At 43.8% G+C, this 17729-nt stretch carries 17 protein-coding genes and 1 riboswitch; of the genes, 8 read left to right on the top strand and 9 right to left on the bottom strand.

What is annotated here, in order from left to right; all coding sequences use genetic code 11:
• The first annotated feature begins 29 nt into the window (after positions 1-29).
• Positions 30-692, top strand: coding sequence for a Bax inhibitor-1 family protein (locus OCU46_RS06730; RefSeq protein ID WP_119010521.1), 663 nt, complete (start codon positions 30-32; stop codon positions 690-692).
• Positions 693-789: 97 nt separating this feature from the next.
• The gene (locus OCU46_RS06725) at positions 790-1119 is read left to right on the top strand and encodes a TusE/DsrC/DsvC family sulfur relay protein (protein ID WP_141271294.1); all 330 of its coding nucleotides are present in this window, start codon (positions 790-792) and stop codon (positions 1117-1119) included.
• Here OCU46_RS06725 and yccX read toward each other — a convergent pair.
• Positions 1114-1386, bottom strand: a complete 273-nt coding sequence (gene yccX / locus OCU46_RS06720) for an acylphosphatase (RefSeq protein ID WP_141271293.1) — start codon at positions 1384-1386, stop codon at positions 1114-1116. The genes OCU46_RS06725 and yccX overlap by 6 nt on opposite strands.
• Positions 1387-1515: 129 nt before the next feature.
• On the opposite strand from yccX, the gene OCU46_RS06715 reads away from it, so the two are divergent.
• On the top strand, positions 1516-2703 hold the full coding sequence (locus OCU46_RS06715) for a class I SAM-dependent methyltransferase (RefSeq protein WP_141271292.1): 1188 nt from the start codon (positions 1516-1518) through the stop codon (positions 2701-2703).
• A 38-nt stretch (positions 2704-2741) separates the two neighbouring features.
• On the opposite strand, the gene OCU46_RS06710 is transcribed toward OCU46_RS06715, so the two are convergent.
• Positions 2742-7358 carry a VWA domain-containing protein gene (locus OCU46_RS06710; RefSeq protein WP_337972456.1) on the bottom strand — a complete coding sequence of 1539 codons (4617 nt, stop codon included), beginning with the start codon at positions 7356-7358 and terminating at the stop codon, positions 2742-2744.
• A 273-nt stretch (positions 7359-7631) separates the two neighbouring features.
• Here OCU46_RS06710 and OCU46_RS06705 point away from each other — a divergent pair, with 273 nt between their 5' ends.
• The 4 genes from OCU46_RS06705 to OCU46_RS06690 all read left to right on the top strand — a co-directional run bounded on the left by OCU46_RS06705 (position 7632) and on the right by OCU46_RS06690 (position 10891).
• A complete protein-coding gene (locus OCU46_RS06705; protein WP_141270301.1) occupies positions 7632-8939 on the top strand; it encodes a TolC family outer membrane protein in 1308 nt (435 codons plus the stop codon).
• A 1-nt stretch (position 8940) separates the two neighbouring features.
• On the top strand, positions 8941-9537 hold the full coding sequence (locus OCU46_RS06700) for an OmpA family protein (RefSeq protein WP_141270299.1): 597 nt from the start codon (positions 8941-8943) through the stop codon (positions 9535-9537).
• A 130-nt stretch (positions 9538-9667) separates the two neighbouring features.
• The gene (locus OCU46_RS06695; RefSeq protein ID WP_141270297.1) at positions 9668-10018 is read left to right on the top strand and encodes a DUF2750 domain-containing protein; all 351 of its coding nucleotides are present in this window, start codon (positions 9668-9670) and stop codon (positions 10016-10018) included.
• A 66-nt stretch (positions 10019-10084) separates the two neighbouring features.
• Positions 10085-10891 (top strand): Cof-type HAD-IIB family hydrolase, encoded by an 807-nt coding sequence (locus OCU46_RS06690; RefSeq protein ID WP_141270295.1) that lies wholly within the window; start codon positions 10085-10087, stop codon positions 10889-10891.
• Between the two features lie 2 nt (positions 10892-10893).
• Here OCU46_RS06690 and OCU46_RS06685 read toward each other — a convergent pair whose 3' ends face one another.
• The 4 genes from OCU46_RS06685 to OCU46_RS06670 all read right to left on the bottom strand — a co-directional run bounded on the left by OCU46_RS06685 (position 10894) and on the right by OCU46_RS06670 (position 12955).
• On the bottom strand, positions 10894-11370 hold the full coding sequence (locus tag OCU46_RS06685) for a GNAT family N-acetyltransferase (protein WP_141270292.1): 477 nt from the start codon (positions 11368-11370) through the stop codon (positions 10894-10896).
• Complete coding sequence (locus OCU46_RS06680) at positions 11354-11980, bottom strand: LysE family translocator (protein ID WP_141270290.1); 627 nt, start codon at positions 11978-11980, stop codon at positions 11354-11356. Before OCU46_RS06680 ends, OCU46_RS06685 begins: the two co-directional genes overlap by 17 nt.
• 61 nt (positions 11981-12041) lie before the next feature.
• Entirely contained in the window at positions 12042-12785 is a 744-nt protein-coding gene (locus OCU46_RS06675; RefSeq protein ID WP_244311358.1) for a hypothetical protein, read from the bottom strand.
• 11 nt (positions 12786-12796) lie between these two features.
• Positions 12797-12955 (bottom strand): hypothetical protein, encoded by a 159-nt coding sequence (locus OCU46_RS06670; protein WP_167495347.1) that lies wholly within the window; start codon positions 12953-12955, stop codon positions 12797-12799.
• 283 nt (positions 12956-13238) lie between these two features.
• A riboswitch (glycine riboswitch) is annotated at positions 13239-13345 on the top strand.
• An 84-nt stretch (positions 13346-13429) separates the two neighbouring features.
• On the opposite strand from OCU46_RS06670, the gene OCU46_RS06665 reads away from it, so the two are divergent.
• Positions 13430-14815, top strand: a complete 1386-nt coding sequence (locus tag OCU46_RS06665; protein ID WP_141270287.1) for an alanine/glycine:cation symporter family protein — start codon at positions 13430-13432, stop codon at positions 14813-14815.
• A gap of 55 nt (positions 14816-14870) precedes the next feature.
• Here the strand turns inward: OCU46_RS06665 and OCU46_RS06660 are convergent, their stop codons facing one another.
• Genes OCU46_RS06660 through OCU46_RS06650 form a run of 3 tightly spaced genes read right to left on the bottom strand, consistent with a single transcriptional unit; the run spans position 14871 to position 17592 of the window.
• Entirely contained in the window at positions 14871-15650 is a 780-nt protein-coding gene (locus OCU46_RS06660) for an ABC transporter ATP-binding protein (RefSeq protein WP_141270285.1), read from the bottom strand.
• Positions 15647-16696: a FecCD family ABC transporter permease gene (locus OCU46_RS06655; protein ID WP_141270283.1), complete on the bottom strand. Its 1050-nt coding sequence runs from the start codon at positions 16694-16696 to the stop codon at positions 15647-15649. Before OCU46_RS06655 ends, OCU46_RS06660 begins: the two co-directional genes overlap by 4 nt.
• Entirely contained in the window at positions 16693-17592 is a 900-nt protein-coding gene (locus OCU46_RS06650) for an ABC transporter substrate-binding protein (RefSeq protein WP_141270281.1), read from the bottom strand. The genes OCU46_RS06655 and OCU46_RS06650 overlap by 4 nt, the downstream gene beginning before the upstream one ends.
• Positions 17593-17729: the final 137 nt, after the last annotated feature.

Genomic DNA, 17729 nt, shown 5'->3' with positions numbered 1-17729 from the left:
AATTATTTAAAAGGTCTTTGAGGAACACTATGAACAGTCCAATGGTATCACGCACTCGCACGCAAGAAAGTGTGCTGCAAACCAACAAGGTTTTGCGTAACACCTACTTCTTGTTATCACTAACACTACTTTGGTCTGCTATCGTTGCGGGCTTCTCTATGGCAATGAACCTACCTCGTCCAGGTCTGATCATTATGCTAGTTGGCTTTTACGGCCTACTTTTCCTTACTGAAAAGAACCGTAACAACAGCATGGGTCTAGTGTTCACATTCCTATTTACAGGCTTTTTGGGTTACACCACAGGCCCTATCCTGAATGCATACATCGGCGCTGGCATGGGTGACACCATTGTGACTGCGCTTGGCGGTACAGCACTCGCATTCATGGGTGCATCAGCTTACGCTCTAACAACAAAACGCGACCTATCTTTCCTTGGTGGTGTGTTGATGGCTGGTTTCGTTGTTCTACTAGTCGGCATGGTGGCGAACATCTTCCTACAAATGCCTATGATTCATCTAGCAATGAGCGGCATGTTTGTTATGTTCTCTACTGGTGTAATCTTGCTAACAACACAGCAAATCGTACGCGGTGGTGAGACAAACTACATCTCAGCAACAGTAAGCCTGTACGTATCTATCTACAACCTATTCATCAGCCTACTTAGCATTCTAGGCATCATGAATAACGATTAATTTTGATTAATCTATGAGTTGTTAAGCCCGCACTAGTTGCGGGCTTTTTATTTTTTATTGATAATTCAATGAATAGAATCCAAATTAGGAACAGACTATGTTTGAATTTAACGGCAAAAACATAGAAACAGACGCGCAAGGCTATCTTCTTAACTTTAAAGATTGGGAAGAAGGCATGATTGCTATCTTAGCCGAAGAGGAAGGCATTGAGTTGACAGAAGCTCACCTTGAGGTGGTACATTTCGTACGTAACTTTTATTTAGAGTTTAATACCTCCCCTGCCGTTCGAATGCTGGTAAAGGCAATGGAAAAAGCGCACGGTCCAGAAAAAGGCAACAGCAAGTACCTGTTCAAGCTTTTCAAAAAAGGCCCTGCTAAACAAGCGACTAAATTGGCAGGACTGCCAAAGCCTGCAAAGTGCTTATAAAATATTAAAGCCCGAATAGTGCTTAAACTCGGTTTCTGATGAAATACAGCTTTCTACAGAAGCCGTTCTTGGCCCTTGTTTAAGCCATTCACCCAGTTGGTCTACCGCAGACTGAGAACCACAGGCCATGACTTCTACATTGCCATCATTGAGATTTTTTGCATACCCCGTCAAACCAAGCTTTAACCCTTCATGAGCAGTGTGATAACGAAAGCCAACCATTTGCACCCTGCCCGACACCAAAAACTTTCTACAAACAGACAACATTAAACCTCCTCTTGGTCTCTATTCAATTTACAATAGACCCTTATCTGAAAGTATAAGCCCTTCTGATTTGCTTTTAGCGGATGCTTACACGACAATGTCACAAAATTTTCTTCGAGACTTACATTTCCTATGAGTGCATCTATAAAACTTGCCAAAGGCAGAGATAAATCTGTTCGCCGTCGTCATCCGTGGATCTTTTCTAGAGGTATAGAAACGGTTTCAGGTGACCCTCAACTTGGCGATACAGTGGATGTATTCGCGCACAACGGGCAATGGCTAGCAAAGGCGGCCTACTCGCCTAACTCTCAAATTCGAGCTCGTGTGTGGAGTTTTACCAAACAAGAAATCGACACTCAGTTTTTCATTCAGCGCATCGAGCAAGCACAAATGTTGCGAGATGAATGTATCGCTGAGGCCGGACTTACGGGATATCGCCTAATTGCGGCAGAGTCTGATTCAATGCCAGGGGTAACCATTGACCGTTACCAAGACTATATGGTGTGTCAATTCCTAAGTGCTGGTGCAGAGAAGCATAAGCAAGATATTGTAGATGCTCTCGTACACTGCTTTCCTAACTGTTCTGTTTACGAGCGCTCTGATGTTGCCGTGCGTAAAAAAGAAGGCTTAGAAGAAAGCACAGGCCTTCTGCATGGTACCGACCCTACTGAGCCAGTAGTAATTGAAGAGAATGGCGTAAAGATTCAAGTTGATATTAAGACGGGTCACAAGACAGGCTTCTATCTTGATCAACGAGACAGTCGTCAACATTCTATGAAGTATGTAAAAGGTAAACAGGTTCTCAACTGTTTCTCCTACACTGGTGGCTTTGGACTGTATGCTTTGAAAGCTGGTGCAGACCGCGTAATTAATGTCGACGTTTCACAACCTGCACTCGATATCGCTAAGCAGAATGCTGAAATCAACGGCTTTAATATCAAGAAGGCGGTATTTCTTAACGCTGATGTATTTAAGATTCTTCGCGAATACCGAGATCAAGGCACACAGTTTGATGTGGTAATTATGGACCCACCTAAGATGGTGAGTTCTAAAAACAACCTTACTAGTGGCGCTCGTGGTTATAAAGATTTGAACATGCTTGCTATTCAAATTCTGAAACCAGGCGGTACCCTTCTTACTTACTCGTGTTCAGGTTTAATGGAATCAGGTTTATTCCAAAAAATCATAGCTGACGCTGCGCTTGATGCAGGGCGCGAGGTGAAGTTTGTTGAGTCATTTACTCAGGCAAGCGACCATTTGTTTGACACGGCTTACCCTGAAGGACTTTACCTTAAGGGCTTTGCGGCTAAGGTTGTCTAATTGAAAACGCCCTATTTAATAGTAGGGCGTTTTTTATACTAGTTGTCGTTGACCACGACTATTTGTTCGAGACTGTCCATTAAGTCGTTAGCTGACACTCCATCAAACTCAATGGTCACTTGTTTCCCCCCTTGCTCAACAACTAAGCTCGCAGTATCTGTGCCCGTAACAGAGCTCAATAGGTCATCCAACACAACTGACTCATCTTCACCATTAAACAAATCACGTAGATCGATAACGTCCTCTCCGATTGTGAAGTCTTTAATAACATCGACGTTAGTCTCACCTGCTTGAATATCAGTAGAGTCAACTAGATCTGAACTGGTCCATACGAAGGTATCTGCACCTGTACCCCCAAATAAGATATCATTGCCTCCACTACCGGTTAGAATATCATCACCGCCTTGACCGTAGAGAATATCGTTCTGCTCTCCACCAGTTAGCGTATCGTCTTCATGGTTGTCGGCTGAGATATTAAACTCTCCCGCATTTGCGGTGATATAGTCAAATATATCTTTAGTAGTGATCGTCTCTTCAGTTTTATCTGACATTGCGACAACATAGTTTTTTAGTGCTTCCGCACCTTGACCGTCTATACCATCAAACGAAATAGTATCACCAAACAAGATGTCTCTTCCCCCATCTGAGGAAATCGTATCTTTTCCGGGCAATGTTTCAAATATCTCGCCTTCTATAGCTTCTGCAAGACCGTCAACATTGACTATAAACTCAGCAGAGCCGTCACTATCAAACGTATTTAATGTATCTTTACCATCGTCATCTAGATCCAAACCAATGGCTACAACATTTGAAATATCATTCAATGAATCAAAGGCATCTTCATCTTCATCTTCATCTCGGTTGGGTTGACCATCCGTAATGAACAAGGTTACACCAGGATTTGACTCCGTCGCGCCCTGATCTTCTAGCCACTCTGTTGCAACATCGAACGCTTTAGCATAGTTTGTGGAGCCATCAGCTTCTATCGCATTAACCGCTGTAGCGAAGTCAGCTTTGATTTCCTCAATAGTTCTTGTTTCATTTTCGGCTGCTAAATTGACAGAAAACGCTATTGACGTCCCGCCGGCAAATCCTGCTAGCATTATATTAACGCTACCGGAAAAATCCTTAACTGCACTATCAACTATCTTATTGAATGCCTCTATGATCTGGGTTTTAGCCGTCCCGATCTGAGCCGCACCTCGCATACTCCCGGACCGGTCCAGAAGTATCACTATATTGAGATCTTCACCTTTATCACCAATAACACTTGTCGTATCACCAATGATAATTTCATTCCGATCATCCCCGTTAATAACCTGATCACCCGAACCTTCTTCAACAAAGGCGTACTCAGCTTTCAAAGCGTCATCTGTGACGGAAGCCTTGTTGCCATCTATATCGGTGCTATTTGCAGTAACTATAAGCTCGCCATTGCTCAACGTACTCACATCTATATCAGAGATTGAGTAGTTCCCATCTATCAGGGTAAAGCCTTCTAGCCCTTCCAAATCAATTTCTAATGTTTTACCTTTTTCATCAGTAATAACTAATGAATCTAAAGTAAGTCCGCCCTCGCCAATAAACCCTCTAATCGTAGCGGTTTCACTTCCATCGATTTCTTCTTCAAAGTTATTATCTGTCAATGACACTGATGGTTGTGTAACAACATCATCATCGTCTTCATCATCACCATAGGTAAAGTCTTTTTCTACCGTATCAGTCACGGTGGCTTTGTTACCATCCACATCGGTACTGTTAGCGGTAACGGTTAAAGTGCCATCATCAAAATCCGATACATCAATGTTCTCTACTCGGTAGGTACCATCTTCATTAATGACCACTTGACTGACATCAACCTCAATCGGATCTCCGCCTGGTCCTGTAATCACCAAACTGTCTAAGGTCTTGCCTCCTTCACCTAAGTAACCGCTTATAGTGGCTTGTTCACTTTCATTGATGACCTCATTCTCAGCCTCATCATTCCCTAGCGTGTTATCAGTCAACGAAACAGACGGCTGCGCAATATCATCGCCTTCGTCGTCACCATCATCACCGTAGGTAAAGTCTTTCACGACCGTATCGGTCACCGTCGCTTTGTTACCATCCACATCGGTACTGTTTGCGGTAACGGTTAAAGTGCCATCATCAAAATCCGCTACATCGATGTTCTCTACTCTGTAGGTACCATCTTCATTAATGACCACTTGACTGACATCAACCTCAATCGGATCTCCGCCTGGTCCTGTAATCACCAAACTGTCTAAGGTCTTGCCTCCTTCACCTAAGTAACCGCTTATAGTGGCTTGTTCACTTTCATTGATGACCTCATTCTCAGCCTCATCATTCCCTAGCGTGTTATCAGTCAACGAGACAGATGGCTGCGCAATGTCCTCGCCTTCGTCGTCACCATCATCACCGTAGGTAAAGTCTTTCACGACCGTATCTGTCACCGTCGCTTTGTTGCCATCGACATCGGTACTGTTTGCGGTAACGGTTAAAGTCCCATCATCAAAATCCGATACATCAGTGTTCTCTACTCGGTAGGTACCATCTTCATTAATGACCACTTGACTGACATCAACCTCAATCGGATCTCCGCCTGGTCCTGTAATCACCAAACTGTCTAAGGTCTTGCCTCCTTCACCTAAGTAACCGCTTATAGTGGCTTGTTCACTTTCATTGATGACCTCATTCTCAGCCTCATCATTCCCTAGCGTGTTATCAGTCAACGAAACAGACGGCTGCGCAATATCATCGCCTTCGTCGTCACCATCATCACCGTAGGTAAAGTCTTTCACGACCGTATCGGTCACCGTCGCTTTGTTACCATCCACATCGGTACTGTTTGCGGTAACGGTTAAAGTGCCATCATCAAAATCCGCTACATCGATGTTCTCTACTCTGTAGGTACCATCTTCATTAATGACCACTTGACTGACATCAACCTCAATCGGATCTCCGCCTGGTCCTGTAATCACCAAACTGTCTAAGGTCTTGCCTCCTTCACCCAAGTTACCGTTTATAGTGGCTTGTTCACTTTCATTGATGACCTCATTCTCAGCCTCATCATTCCCTGGCGTGTTATCAGTCAACGAGACAGACGGCTGCGCAATGTCCTCGCCTTCGTCGTCACCATCATCACCGTAGGTAAAGTCTTTCACGACCGTATCTGTCACGGTGGTTTTGTTACCATCCACATCAGTACTGTTTGCAGTAACGGTTAAAGTCCCATCATCAAAACCCGATACATCGATGTTCTCTACTCGGTAGGTACCATCTTCATTAATGACCACTTGACTGACATCGACCTCAATCGGATCACCACCCGGACCGGTAATCACCAAACTGTCTAAGGTCTTGCCTCCTTCACCCAAGTAACCGTTTATAGTGGCTTGTTCGCTTTCATTGATGACCTCATTCTCTGCCTCATCATTCCCTAGCGTGTTATCAGTCAACGAGACAGACGGCTGCGCAATATCATCGCCTTCGTCGTCACCATCATCACCGTAGGTAAAGTCTTTCACGACCGTATCTGTCACGGTCGCTTGGTTGCCATCGACATCGGTGCTGTTTGCCGTCACCAATAACTCGCCATCATCAAAACCAGAGACATCAATATTCTCTATGGTGTAGTAACCGTTTTCATCCACCGTTACTTGGCTAACATCAACATCGATAGGGTCTCCACCTGCACCTGTAATAACCAAGCTGTCGAGGGTTTTACCTCCTTCACCCAGATACCCAGTAATGGTCGCTTGTTCGCTCTCGTTAATGACCTCATTCTCGGCCGCGTCATCACCTTCGGTGTTATCCGTCATGGACACGTATGGCGGCGCTATATCATCACCGTCGTCATCACCATCGTCGCCGTAGGTAAAGTCTTTCTCTACTGTATCTGTCACTGAAACCGGATTTCCGTCGCCATCACTACCTGAAGCTACAACGGTAAGAATGCCATCAGCTAACGACTCGACATCTATATCAGTCACTTCGTAGTTACCGTTGCCATTAAATTCAATCTCGTTGAGATCAATCTCAATTTGTTTATCGTTGCTATCAATAATGACAAGTGAATCGAGTGTTTCACTATTCCCACCCAAGAATCCTTTAATTGTTGCCGTCTCTCCCTCGCCGTTGATCACCTCTTCCCCGTTGTTATCCGTCAGCGAAACTGTGCTCACCGACAATAAGGTGACGGTTTGAACGACAAACTCCGTGACAGCGTCACGCTGCTCAGGAGTAAAACCAGCGGGGAAAACCCCTTCTGTTTGAAAATCTGTTGTTGCGATGGTTTGTGCTCCGTCACGCTCAACCGCGCCCGTAGCAGTTAAGCTCGAACCATCATCTTCTCCTGACTGAGGGTCGTTGCCGTCTTCAGCAGTAGGATCACCACCTTGTTCAAGTGAGTCTAAAACACCTTGAATACCTGACTGAGCGTCTACAGATTGGATAGAGTTTTGCTGAGCAATCGACACTCGCAATTCGGTAACAATGTCTTCGGGTACAGTTAGCGGGTTTTCGCCTACGGAAAGTATTACGTCACCGTCTTGCGGTACATAATCTAGAGGGGCTATTTTTAGGTTGCCTTGCGCGTCGACAATCAGCCATGCGTCGCCTGCCACAACGTCTTGAGCAAATGAGATACTGTCCATGTGTTCTCCTTGGCTAGAGTGTTCCGAGCTAGCCTGTTATCTACATATACATCTTTCTCGCTTCTGTTTAAATTTTATACTATTTTTAAGTAAACGTGACGCTAATGTAACCACGAAAAAGGAGTTAACAATAGGAAGCAAATTGATTACAAATTAATTGTAAATAGTTTTGTTTTAACTATTATGTACTTAGTGACCAAAACGCTGTATTGAAAGCAAATGAAGGCTTCAGTTTTGGTTAAAAAAAAGTAACGGAATACTAGGGAGTACACCTTGAAAAGGATTAAGCTAAGCGCAGTCGCTCTAGCTACAATGCTGTGCAATCCAGTCTCAGCCCAGTCGTTAGAGCAAGCCATCTCTTACACGCTTCAAACCAATCCAACGGTCAAAAGCTCTTATAACGACTTCATGTCCTATGTTTATGAAAACAAGGCCGCAGTACGTGAGTACTACCCCAAACTTGACCTGTCTGCTGGTATAGGTTGGGAAAACTATCAAGATAACCAAATTGACCGAGACGAAGATTTTACTGCAATTGATGCATCTTTAACTTTCACTCAGTTGATTTGGGATGGTTCAAATACCCTAAACAATATGGATCGAACTGCAGCAGAAGCCGAATCTCTTAGATATAAAGTTCTCAGTGACGCATCGGATATCTCATTGGAAGTCGCCAAAGTGTATCTCGATGCTTTAAAAGCCTACGAGATATTGGCTCTTTCAGAAAGCAACCTGGCTACCCACAAAGAGATCTTTAAAGATATCAAGAAAAGAACCGATTCCGGTATCGGTTCAACAGCAGATTTATCACAGGTAGAGGCTCGTATTGCGAAAGCACACGGTAATTTGCTGGCCGCTCAGAACAATCTGTTTGATACCCATACACAATTTACCCGTCTAGTGGGTCAAAGCCCGCAAGGCCTTGTTTTCCCACGTGCTGACGAAACGACCATACCCCTCACCCTATCCGAGGCTATCGACGTAGCATTAGAAAAACACCCAGTCATTAAAACTGCTCTTGTTGATGTCGATGCGGCTAAGTTCCAATACAAGCAATCGAACAGTCCAAACCTACCTACTTTCACCATTGAAGCAGGTTACAACTACTATGATGACGCTGAAGGTGTCGGCTATCAGCGTGACGAAATGAACGCCACACTAAGAATGCGCTACAACTTGTTCAATGGTGGTGTTGATAGCGCGAATAAAGATAGAGCAGCCTATCAGATGAACATGGCTAAAGACCTTAGAGATAGAGCATATCGTAATGTCGAGGAAAGCTTACGCTTGTCATGGAGTGCACTGGATTTAACGCTTCAACAGAAAGAATTTCTCGCGGACCACGTAGACGCAGCATCCGATACTGTTGTTGCTTATGACAAGCAGTACAAAATTGGTAAACGAACCCTGCTTGACTTGTTGAACACCGAAAACGAGTTGTTTGAGTCTCGCAAAGGATACGTCGATGCGTTATATGCTGAGCAATACGCAAAATTTCGCGTGTTAAATGCAACAGGCACATTACTTGAGTCTTTGTTAGTAGACGTTCCAGAACAATGGAACGAGGCGGTGGAGTACTAATATGAAAAAGATATTTCTAGCCTCAGCAGTTTCACTAGCATTATTTGGCTGTGCGAACGATACCGAAGAGTACATTGAAACACCTCTTCCTGAGCAACAAGCGGACCTTCGAGATTTCGACGGTGATGGCGTGATCAATGCTCGTGATAAATGCCCAACAACACCTAAAGGTGCTCGAGTGAATAACGATGGTTGTGAAGAACTGATCGAAGTTGCGCAAGAGCAAACCTTGAAGATCCTATTTGAGAACGATTCAGCTGAAGTGAATCCTGTGTTCTCCGGTCAGATACAAGGTATGGCAGAGTTTCTAAAACAATACCCTGAGACCTCAATCGAGATCCAAGGTTTTGCGAGTAACCCAGGTGATAGAGAATACAACCTTGAGTTATCACGTAACAGAGCACTGTTTGTTCAAGATAAACTTATAGGTTTTGGTGTAGAACCAAATCGTGTCACCATTATTGGTTATGGTGAGGACGATGCAGAAGATGACACCCCTACCGATGAGGCGCTAGAGCGCAGAGTAGAAGCGACTGTTGTTGGCTTTAAAGGTGACTTCATCAAAGAGTGGACCATCTTTACTAAGCTACCTAAATAGATGGAGTCAAATTCGTTTGTATACTAGCCGAGCATTTGCTCGGCTTTTTTATTTACAGCAAGGTAAATTGTGCCATGCAAAGAATAAGCATGCTAAAATAGCCGACATATCACACTGTTAGGAAATAACCATGAGCCAATTGAGCAACGATATTCAGCAAAACCTAGAATTATTTGTTGAACAAAGCAAAAAAGACAATCGTGTTTGGGGTCTAAAAAACGAAGATGGTTGGCTAGCTTGCGACTCTAGCGAGTTTGCTGAAACTGAAGTTATGCCATTTTGGTCTAATAAAGCCGATGCTGACTACCACAACGTTGAAGAGTGGGCAGATTTTGAAGTAATGGAAATCCCTCTGGACATCTTTGTTGAAGATTGGCTAATTACCCTATCAGAGGATGGCGTTCTCATTGGTACTAACTGGAATGCTGAACTAGAAGGCAAAGAAGTAGAGCCTGAAGCACTGGCTAAACTCTACATCTAAATACGTTTTACTTTATCCCTGCCAATGTTTTGGTGGGGATTTTTGTTTTTAGGTAGGTCATAAACAATGTATAAACTCATCGCTATCGATATGGATGGCACGCTGCTTAATACCGACAAGGTTATCTCTGAACAAAATAAGCACGCCATCGCACAAGCAAAAAAACAAGGCGTGACTGTAGTGTTGGCGTCCGGTCGACCTTTGCAAGGCATGGTTGATAGCCTAAAACAACTGAATATGAACAGTAACGATGATTATGTTCTTTGTTACAACGCCGCAATGATTCAAAATATTGGCACAGGTGAAGTCATTCGAGAATGTTTAGTCTCTGGAAAAGATGCTAAACGCGTTGCTAAATTCGCAGAAGAGCGTAGCTGCAACTATCATGCCTTCAGTAAAATCCATGGGCTGATTACACCTCGTGACAGTCATTACACGCAGCATGAAGCAAAAATCAACGATCTCACCGTTACTCTAATGGACTTCGATACACTCGAAGATGATCATCCCATAGTTAAAACCATGCTGGTAGACCCTGTTGAGATCTTACAACCTATCGTTGATAGTGTTCCACAAGCTTTAAAGAATGATTACTCCGTTGTACGAAGCGCCCCATTCTTTCTTGAGTTCAACAATCCGTTAAGTAATAAAGGCGAAGGTGTTAAGGCACTAGCTAAGCACTTAGGGATTGAGCAAAATGAAGTGATGTGCATTGGTGATGCAGGCAATGATCACGATATGTTGAAATATGCAGGGCTTGCAGTTGTAATGCAAAATGCCGATGAAGAAACCAAATCTTTAGCGGATCACATTACCGATACCAATAATAACTCTGGTGTGGCAAAGGCAATTGAGAAGTTCGTTCTCGCTTAATCCTATAATGCTTTAGTCATACAGCGAATATGCGTTTGAAATCCTTTTTTCTTATAGCTTTCAAGCGCATTTTTATTAAAATCCCACACCTCTACATTCAGCCTTTTAGCGCCGTAATCGGAAAACTCTTGTTCGATACGCTCAAACAAAGCCTGACCCAACCCGTTTGCTCTAAACTCCTTGGCCACATACCACTGGTCTATGCTGCCAATCAATTCAGACTTTGTTAATGGTGAAACCAATTCATAAAGTTGCCCAGCTATGAAGCCACATACCGCATCACCTCGTGTAGCAACAAACACAGCGCAGTCTGGTGTATTCAGATAATTGTTTATTTCAGCTTGTAGCTCATTGCGACATGGTTTTTTAATCTGATCCACACATTGTTCATGGTGCCATAGATAAAGGGCGCTCCATAAATCGATTAATGACGCCTCATCCTTTTTTTTAGCTCTTTTAACGCTATAAGTATCCGACATTCTGCCACACCACCCTAACAGCTAATCCAATTAACACGACACCAGAAATCTGGTCAATAAGCTTGCCCTTGTTGCGTAGTCTCTCCAAGAATATAGGACTTGAAAGTACTAAGGTAATGAATGTGTACCACAGTCCATCAACAATGAGAGGGGTTATTACGACCGTTGCTTTTGCTCCCGTGCTCTCTCCTACAGCCACAAATTGACTGAATAAAGCGATAAAGAATAGAGCAATTTTAGGACTAAGAAGAGATATTAAGAGGCCTTCCTTTGCAGACTGTTTGATGCTGACAGCCTCACCCTTTTCTAACGTACTGGCTATGCCATCTGTCGCTGTCAAAGATTTGTAGCCTAAGTAGGCAAGGTATGCTGCACCGCACAGAGAGATGGTCACAAATAGCGCTTCTGATTTATGCAGTACGACCGCGAGGCCTATAACGGTGATAAAGGCATAAAAACCTATACCAATAGAATGTGCCCATGCAGCAGCAAGACCATTAAGCCTACCACCAGCTAAGGTGTGCTTAGTCACAGTGGCAAGGCTGGGACCAGGAGACATAGCGCCAAGTAAACAGATTACAAACAGCGAAAGCCAGAGTTCGAGAGACATTAGGTAAACCAATAGCGAAAGTAGACCTCTATGCTATTGATTTATTTTGGCAGGTAAACCCCTATTGCGCTTTTTTTTGCAATCCTATTGCTTCAGTGGTTTGATCGATTTTAACAATTTTGGCTTGTTTGGCGTCGATACTCTCGTCAATTTTCTTAAGTCGATCAGAGGCGACTTTCTTTCTATCACAAGAGTCTGATTTAGCATCCCAACTAGTGCCATCCAAATAAATCTGACACTCTTTGACTAGGCTATTGAGGGTGGTGATGAGTTTCGCTCGCTGAGTGTGGAGGTCATTGACTTCTTTTTGCAGGCGCAGCTGATCTTGGAAAAAGACTTTAGATGTTTCTAAGACTTCGTTTTGTATCTCTGTGCGCTCTTTAAGGGCTTCATTGCTTGCAGTGAGTTCTTCTACCGCCGTTTCTTGTTCCTCAAGCGTTATCTTGAGTTGCTTGAGCTCCGCTGAAAGCTTTTTATTTTCATTCTGTAAGTTTGTTGACTTATCTTGAAATTCAGTCACAGATTGCGACGTTTTTTGCTCACGCTCATTAGTCGCAGTTAGAGATTGCTCCGCTTCAGACAAATCAGAGCGAAGTTGATTGTTTTCTGAAATTAATGTTGAGTGCTCTTGAATGATCTTCTGGTGATTTTCTCTTTCAACAATAATCTCTTGATTGGCATTGTGTGAAATAAACGCGCTCCCCGCTGCCACTCCCAGTGCAAAACAAACAACCCCGGCTAAAACCGTTGTTTTTGCATTGCCTGCACGAGCATACATGCTGGATACATTCTTTTTATCAACCACACAATTCTCCATCAGCGAATCAATTCAGTAATCATCAACACGGCAGTGTAGACTACGAAGGCACCAGATAACACTATAACCACCCATTTCTGTAGCTTTTCGTTGGTGTTATACCGAACAAACAGAAAAGCTAGGGCAATCAGTATAACGATAGCCAGTAAACGCGTCATTTTACCCCCTTTAAATCCGTTTTATATCAGTTCTACGTTAAGTCTATCAGTTAAGTATTTGTTTTATTTATTCTAGAACAAAAGATTTTCCTATTATCCCCTTGAAACTGTAATGATTTATGTTAATTTAGCGGCCTGTAAGTAAATTACTTACACACCTAGCGTTTTTACGCTAGTTCCAATGAAGACTGCAGGAGAGTGACGTTTTATTACGTCTACCGAAGAAGTAAATCTTTCAGGTTCTTGTTTATACGTTCTTGTTTAACAAGTGAGGACTGCAGTTGGAGGAATCTCTGGAGAGAGCCGTACTACTTAGATGTAGCAATCGGCCGCCGAAGGAGCAAGCCCTTTTAGGGTGAAACTCTCAGGCAAAAGGACAGAGGAGTGAAATTGCGTTTAACCTTTTGCTGTTAATTTTGTTCTATTGATCCGCGTTCACTCTTCTCCTTATATGTTGTTTATTAAGGGGAAAACATGCCATTTACACAATCTTCGCTACATTCTGTTTTACAATCCATCGACAATTTCGTCTGGGGTCCACCTCTTCTGATCTTATTGGTCGGTACTGGGGTTTATTTTACCTTTAGTCTGGGACTAATTCAGTTCAGACACCTTCCTACTGCGTTAAAAATGGTGTTCACCAAATCCGGTGATTCCAAATCTAAAGGTGATGTTTCTGCCTTTGCCGCGCTGTGTACTGCCCTTTCTGCCACTATCGGTACCGGTAATATTGTCGGCGTTGCTACGGCAATCAAGCTTGGTGGCCCTGGCGCTCTATTTTGGATGTGGCTTGCTGCTCTATTTGGCATGGCGACCAAATATGCTGAATGTCTACTCGCAGTAAAATATCGCACCACTGACGACAAGGGCGGCATGCTAGGCGGCCCAATGTACTATCTTCGAGATGGTGTTAAGTCGCCACTTCTAGCCACATTGTTTGCTGTATTTGCGCTAGGTGTTGCGCTATTTGGTATCGGCACCTTCCCGCAGGTTAATGCCATCCTAGATGCCTCTGAGGTTACTTTAGGCGCGGATAGAACCATGGCAGCCGTGATTCTTACTGTACTAGTGGCAATGGTTACGTTGGGAGGTATTAAATCTATCTCACGCGTTGCGGGTAAAGTAGTTCCCACTATGGCGGTGATCTACATTGTTTCCTGCTTAGGCATATTGGTGAACAATAGCGATCAAATCCTATCGGCTATTGAACTGGTTATTGTGTCGGCCTTTACACCAACAGCGGCAAGCGGTGGCTTCTTTGGTGCAAGTGTTATGCTTGCTATCCAATCTGGTATTGCTCGTGGCGTCTTCTCTAACGAGTCTGGATTAGGCAGTGCTCCAATGGCAGCAGCGGCAGCTAAGACTGACTCTTGTGCTCGTCAGGGACTTATCTCCATGACTGGCACCTTCTTTGATACCATCATCATTTGTACAATGACTGGCTTAGCACTAATCATTACTGGTGCATGGCAAACAGATTTAGCAGGTGCAATGATGACCACACATGCATTTGCTGTTGGTCTTAATGCCGATACCCTTGGCCCTATCTTGGTATCTGTAGGCTTATTGTTCTTTGCTTTTACTACCATTCTTGGTTGGAACTATTACGGTGAGCGCTGCGTGGTTTACCTATTTGGTACTAAAGCAATACTGCCTTATAAAGTGCTGTTTATTGCCTTAGTCTTCTCTGGCGCATTTATGAAGCTAGATATGATTTGGCTTATTGCTGATATCGTTAACGGCTTGATGGCGGTACCAAACCTGATTGGTTTGATTGCGTTAAGGCAGGTAGTTATCGCTGAGACTAAACTGTTTTTCAGCAAGCCTCTGAACTCTGCGGTCGCAACCACTTCGGTATAAAATATAGAGGCCACTATAAATAGTGGCCTCGTTTCTAACAGCTGAAAGCTTTCTGCTATCCCCGCGTTTTTACTGCCAGTATGTTGGGGTTACCCGTCATCGTATTGGTCGATACTTGAACCTGATATGGATAAATAGATTGGATGAGCTCTTGAGTCAGAATCTTGTCTGGCGTCCCATCCGCTAGCAACTTTCCATTCTGTAGCAACATTAATCGATCACAAAACTCTGCCGCCGTATTTAGATTATGAAGCGCGACTACAACGGTCTTCCCCTCTTTTACCAAGCTATGCAAGATATTCATCAACTGGGCTTCATGGCCAATATCCAGACTAGCACTAGGCTCATCTAGCAAAATAATTGGCGTATCTTGAAGTAAAATTCGCGCCACATGAACCAACTGTTGTTCGCCTCCGGACAATTGTTCCACTGTTCTGTCGGCCAAATTTTCAATGTCGAGGCGCTTCAAGACTTGCTCTATCTTTTGTTTTTTCTGATCCACATTAAGGTTGGAATTATTCACCAAGCCTAGAGAGGCCAACTCCGTGACTTTATAGGGAAACTCGACTCGATTGGATTGAGGTAAGTAGCTGATCTGTGACGCACGTTCAGTTGAATTGAGCTCAACTATCGACCGACCTTGTATGAAAACATCACCCGAAGACGCTTTTAAATAGCCACTTAAGTGCTTTAACAAGCTCGACTTCCCTGCTCCATTAGGGCCGATAATACCAATCAACGCACCTTCGCTAACCTCAAAGTTAACCTCTTTTAAAATGAGCTTCCCATTAATTTGAGCGCACAAATCAACGGTATTAAGACGAGGTTTACTCATAACAATCGACCTTGTTTTTGCACTCTAACCACTAACCATAAAAAATAGATCCCACCCAATACTGCAGTGATGATGCCAGCCTTTATCTCATAAGGTGCAATCAAGTAACGCCCTAATAGGTCGCACACTAACAATAGAATTGCCCCCACTAAAGCTGACAGTGGCAAAAGACTGATGTGATTGGCTCCCGTCAACATTCGAACAAGATGAGGTACCATCAGACCAATAAATCCTATCGGACCCGCAATAGCGATAGACATCGCTGTAAGTATCGACGCACACAGCAATAAGGCAAAACGACTTCGTTGTACGTTCATCCCTAAACCATGGGCTGCTTCATCACCAATAGAGAGTGTGTTGAGCCAACTCGCTCGTTTCAAGAGCCACACCGAGGCCACAATGATGACCGGCAAAGGCCATGCAATGTGTTGCCACAATCGACCTTCCAGTCCGCCCATGGTCCAAAAAACAAATTGATTGACTTCATATTGCCTAGCAAATAGAAGCACCCCTAGCGTCGCTCCGCCTAATAGAGATGAGAGTGCTAATCCCGCCAAAATTAGATAAAGAGTTTGACCATTACCCGAGTTTTTCGCCAGTACATAGACAAACATAGCGCAAGCCAAAGCCCCAGCACTGGCAATTACGGGTGTCCACAATGGGTTAGAGAGAGAAAGCCCAGTCGCAATGGCAATTACGGCGCCAAAACTGCTACCCGCACTCACCCCAAGAACATCTGGACTCGCTAAAGGGTTTCGAAATAAACCTTGTGTACACGCACCCGCAAGGGCTAAGGCACTACCCGCGGTAATTGCAGCAACGACCCTAGGTAAACGTATATGAACGACAATCGCTGACAAAGTCGGATATTGCGAACTTGCATTCTCCTGCCCTTCTACAATCCAGAGCTTTAAGAACCCGAAAAGATCCGCCAAAGAAATATCAACCGCGCCTAAGGTCAATGCAAACCAAATAGAAAGCAAAAGCACTAGCAAAGAGCCATAACTGTAGAGGCGTATTTTTGGCAGGCTTGAATCTGCAATCATGGAGCTGGCGCTCCTAAGACCGCTTTATTGACGAATAAAATAGTATCAACGATATGCTGACTATAAGTACCCCTCAGGTTTTCAGGTATCGGATAAACGTCCCCATGCTTGATCGCATCAATTCCTCTTAGGGCAGGATCTGTCATTACCTGATTCATGAAATTATCAGCGCCCTTTTCGTCGCCATAAATCCAACCAGGCACAAACAATACTTCAGGATTTAATGCTACCAGTAACTCTTTAGACATAGGGGTTTGCCCAAACTTATCAGCCTGCAGATCAGAGACTAAGTTTTTAAATCCAGCTTTATCGAGGATGAGCTGCCAAGTCGATTGACGGGTGCTCGATGTTCCCCAGCTATTGTAATCAAGTACCGTATATTGATGGCTAGTAAATATGAGCTCTTCTTCCAATCGGCGATCCATTTCCGTCACCATCGCTTCGGCTTTATTTTGTTCATCCACCATCTTACCCACCAGCTTGATCAACTGTTTGATTTCTTCATAGCTTGATGGCGTGGGTAATAGAAAAACCTTTATGCCCGCAGCGCGAAGTTGCTCCACACGGCTAGCATCGCTCCAATTGGCAGCAAAGACGAGATCGGGCTGATTAACCAAGATCCGTTCGACGTTTAAATCAAGGCGTAGAATAGAAGAAGGCATCTTTCCTGCCATTACAGAGAAATGTTCATCATCCACGAGATTGGTGACGGAGCTGAACTGTTCAGGTTCAATCAAATCCAGCAATACTTCATCGCTAAATAGTGATTTAGATGAGATTTTTTTTGGTGCTGAAGGAAGATCAACCGCCGTGCCACTAGCATCAGTGACCGTCATCGGGAAACTTGCCCATACAGCGGGTGCACAAAAACAAGCAAGTAGCAAAAAGACGCGCATAGTACTTTCCATAGACTGTTTAGTTCAGGGATTAATTCATCCTTTACTATCAACTCTCTGCGAGGCTAGATTACGCTTAAAGCCATCTTCATGCTGCATGTAAAGAAAATTGAAGTAATCCGTGATTTTATCAAGTA

Source organism: Vibrio comitans, assembly GCA_024346835.1.
Classification (GTDB): Bacteria; Pseudomonadota; Gammaproteobacteria; order Enterobacterales; family Vibrionaceae; genus Vibrio; species Vibrio comitans.
Note: the sequence above shows the minus strand (reverse complement) of the source record. Positions and strands in the feature narration are given on the sequence as shown.

Bases quoted from the DNA above. Each gene is read 5' to 3' on its own strand.
- OCU46_RS06730 (WP_119010521.1), top strand. From the start codon at position 30: ATGAACAGTCCAATGGTATCACGCACTCGCACGCAAGAAAGTGTGCTG.
- OCU46_RS06725 (WP_141271294.1), top strand. From the start codon at position 790: ATGTTTGAATTTAACGGCAAAAACATAGAAACAGACGCGCAAGGCTAT.
- yccX (WP_141271293.1), bottom strand. From the start codon at position 1,386: ATGTTGTCTGTTTGTAGAAAGTTTTTGGTGTCGGGCAGGGTGCAAATG.
- OCU46_RS06715 (WP_141271292.1), top strand. From the start codon at position 1,516: ATGAGTGCATCTATAAAACTTGCCAAAGGCAGAGATAAATCTGTTCGC.
- OCU46_RS06710 (WP_337972456.1), bottom strand. From the start codon at position 7,358: ATGGACAGTATCTCATTTGCTCAAGACGTTGTGGCAGGCGACGCATGG.
- OCU46_RS06700 (WP_141270299.1), top strand. From the start codon at position 8,941: ATGAAAAAGATATTTCTAGCCTCAGCAGTTTCACTAGCATTATTTGGC.
- OCU46_RS06695 (WP_141270297.1), top strand. From the start codon at position 9,668: ATGAGCCAATTGAGCAACGATATTCAGCAAAACCTAGAATTATTTGTT.
- OCU46_RS06690 (WP_141270295.1), top strand. From the start codon at position 10,085: ATGTATAAACTCATCGCTATCGATATGGATGGCACGCTGCTTAATACC.
- OCU46_RS06685 (WP_141270292.1), bottom strand. From the start codon at position 11,370: ATGTCGGATACTTATAGCGTTAAAAGAGCTAAAAAAAAGGATGAGGCG.
- OCU46_RS06680 (WP_141270290.1), bottom strand. From the start codon at position 11,980: ATGTCTCTCGAACTCTGGCTTTCGCTGTTTGTAATCTGTTTACTTGGC.
- OCU46_RS06670 (WP_167495347.1), bottom strand. From the start codon at position 12,955: ATGACGCGTTTACTGGCTATCGTTATACTGATTGCCCTAGCTTTTCTG.
- OCU46_RS06665 (WP_141270287.1), top strand. From the start codon at position 13,430: ATGCCATTTACACAATCTTCGCTACATTCTGTTTTACAATCCATCGAC.
- OCU46_RS06660 (WP_141270285.1), bottom strand. From the start codon at position 15,650: ATGAGTAAACCTCGTCTTAATACCGTTGATTTGTGCGCTCAAATTAAT.
- OCU46_RS06655 (WP_141270283.1), bottom strand. From the start codon at position 16,696: ATGATTGCAGATTCAAGCCTGCCAAAAATACGCCTCTACAGTTATGGC.
- OCU46_RS06650 (WP_141270281.1), bottom strand. From the start codon at position 17,592: ATGCGCGTCTTTTTGCTACTTGCTTGTTTTTGTGCACCCGCTGTATGG.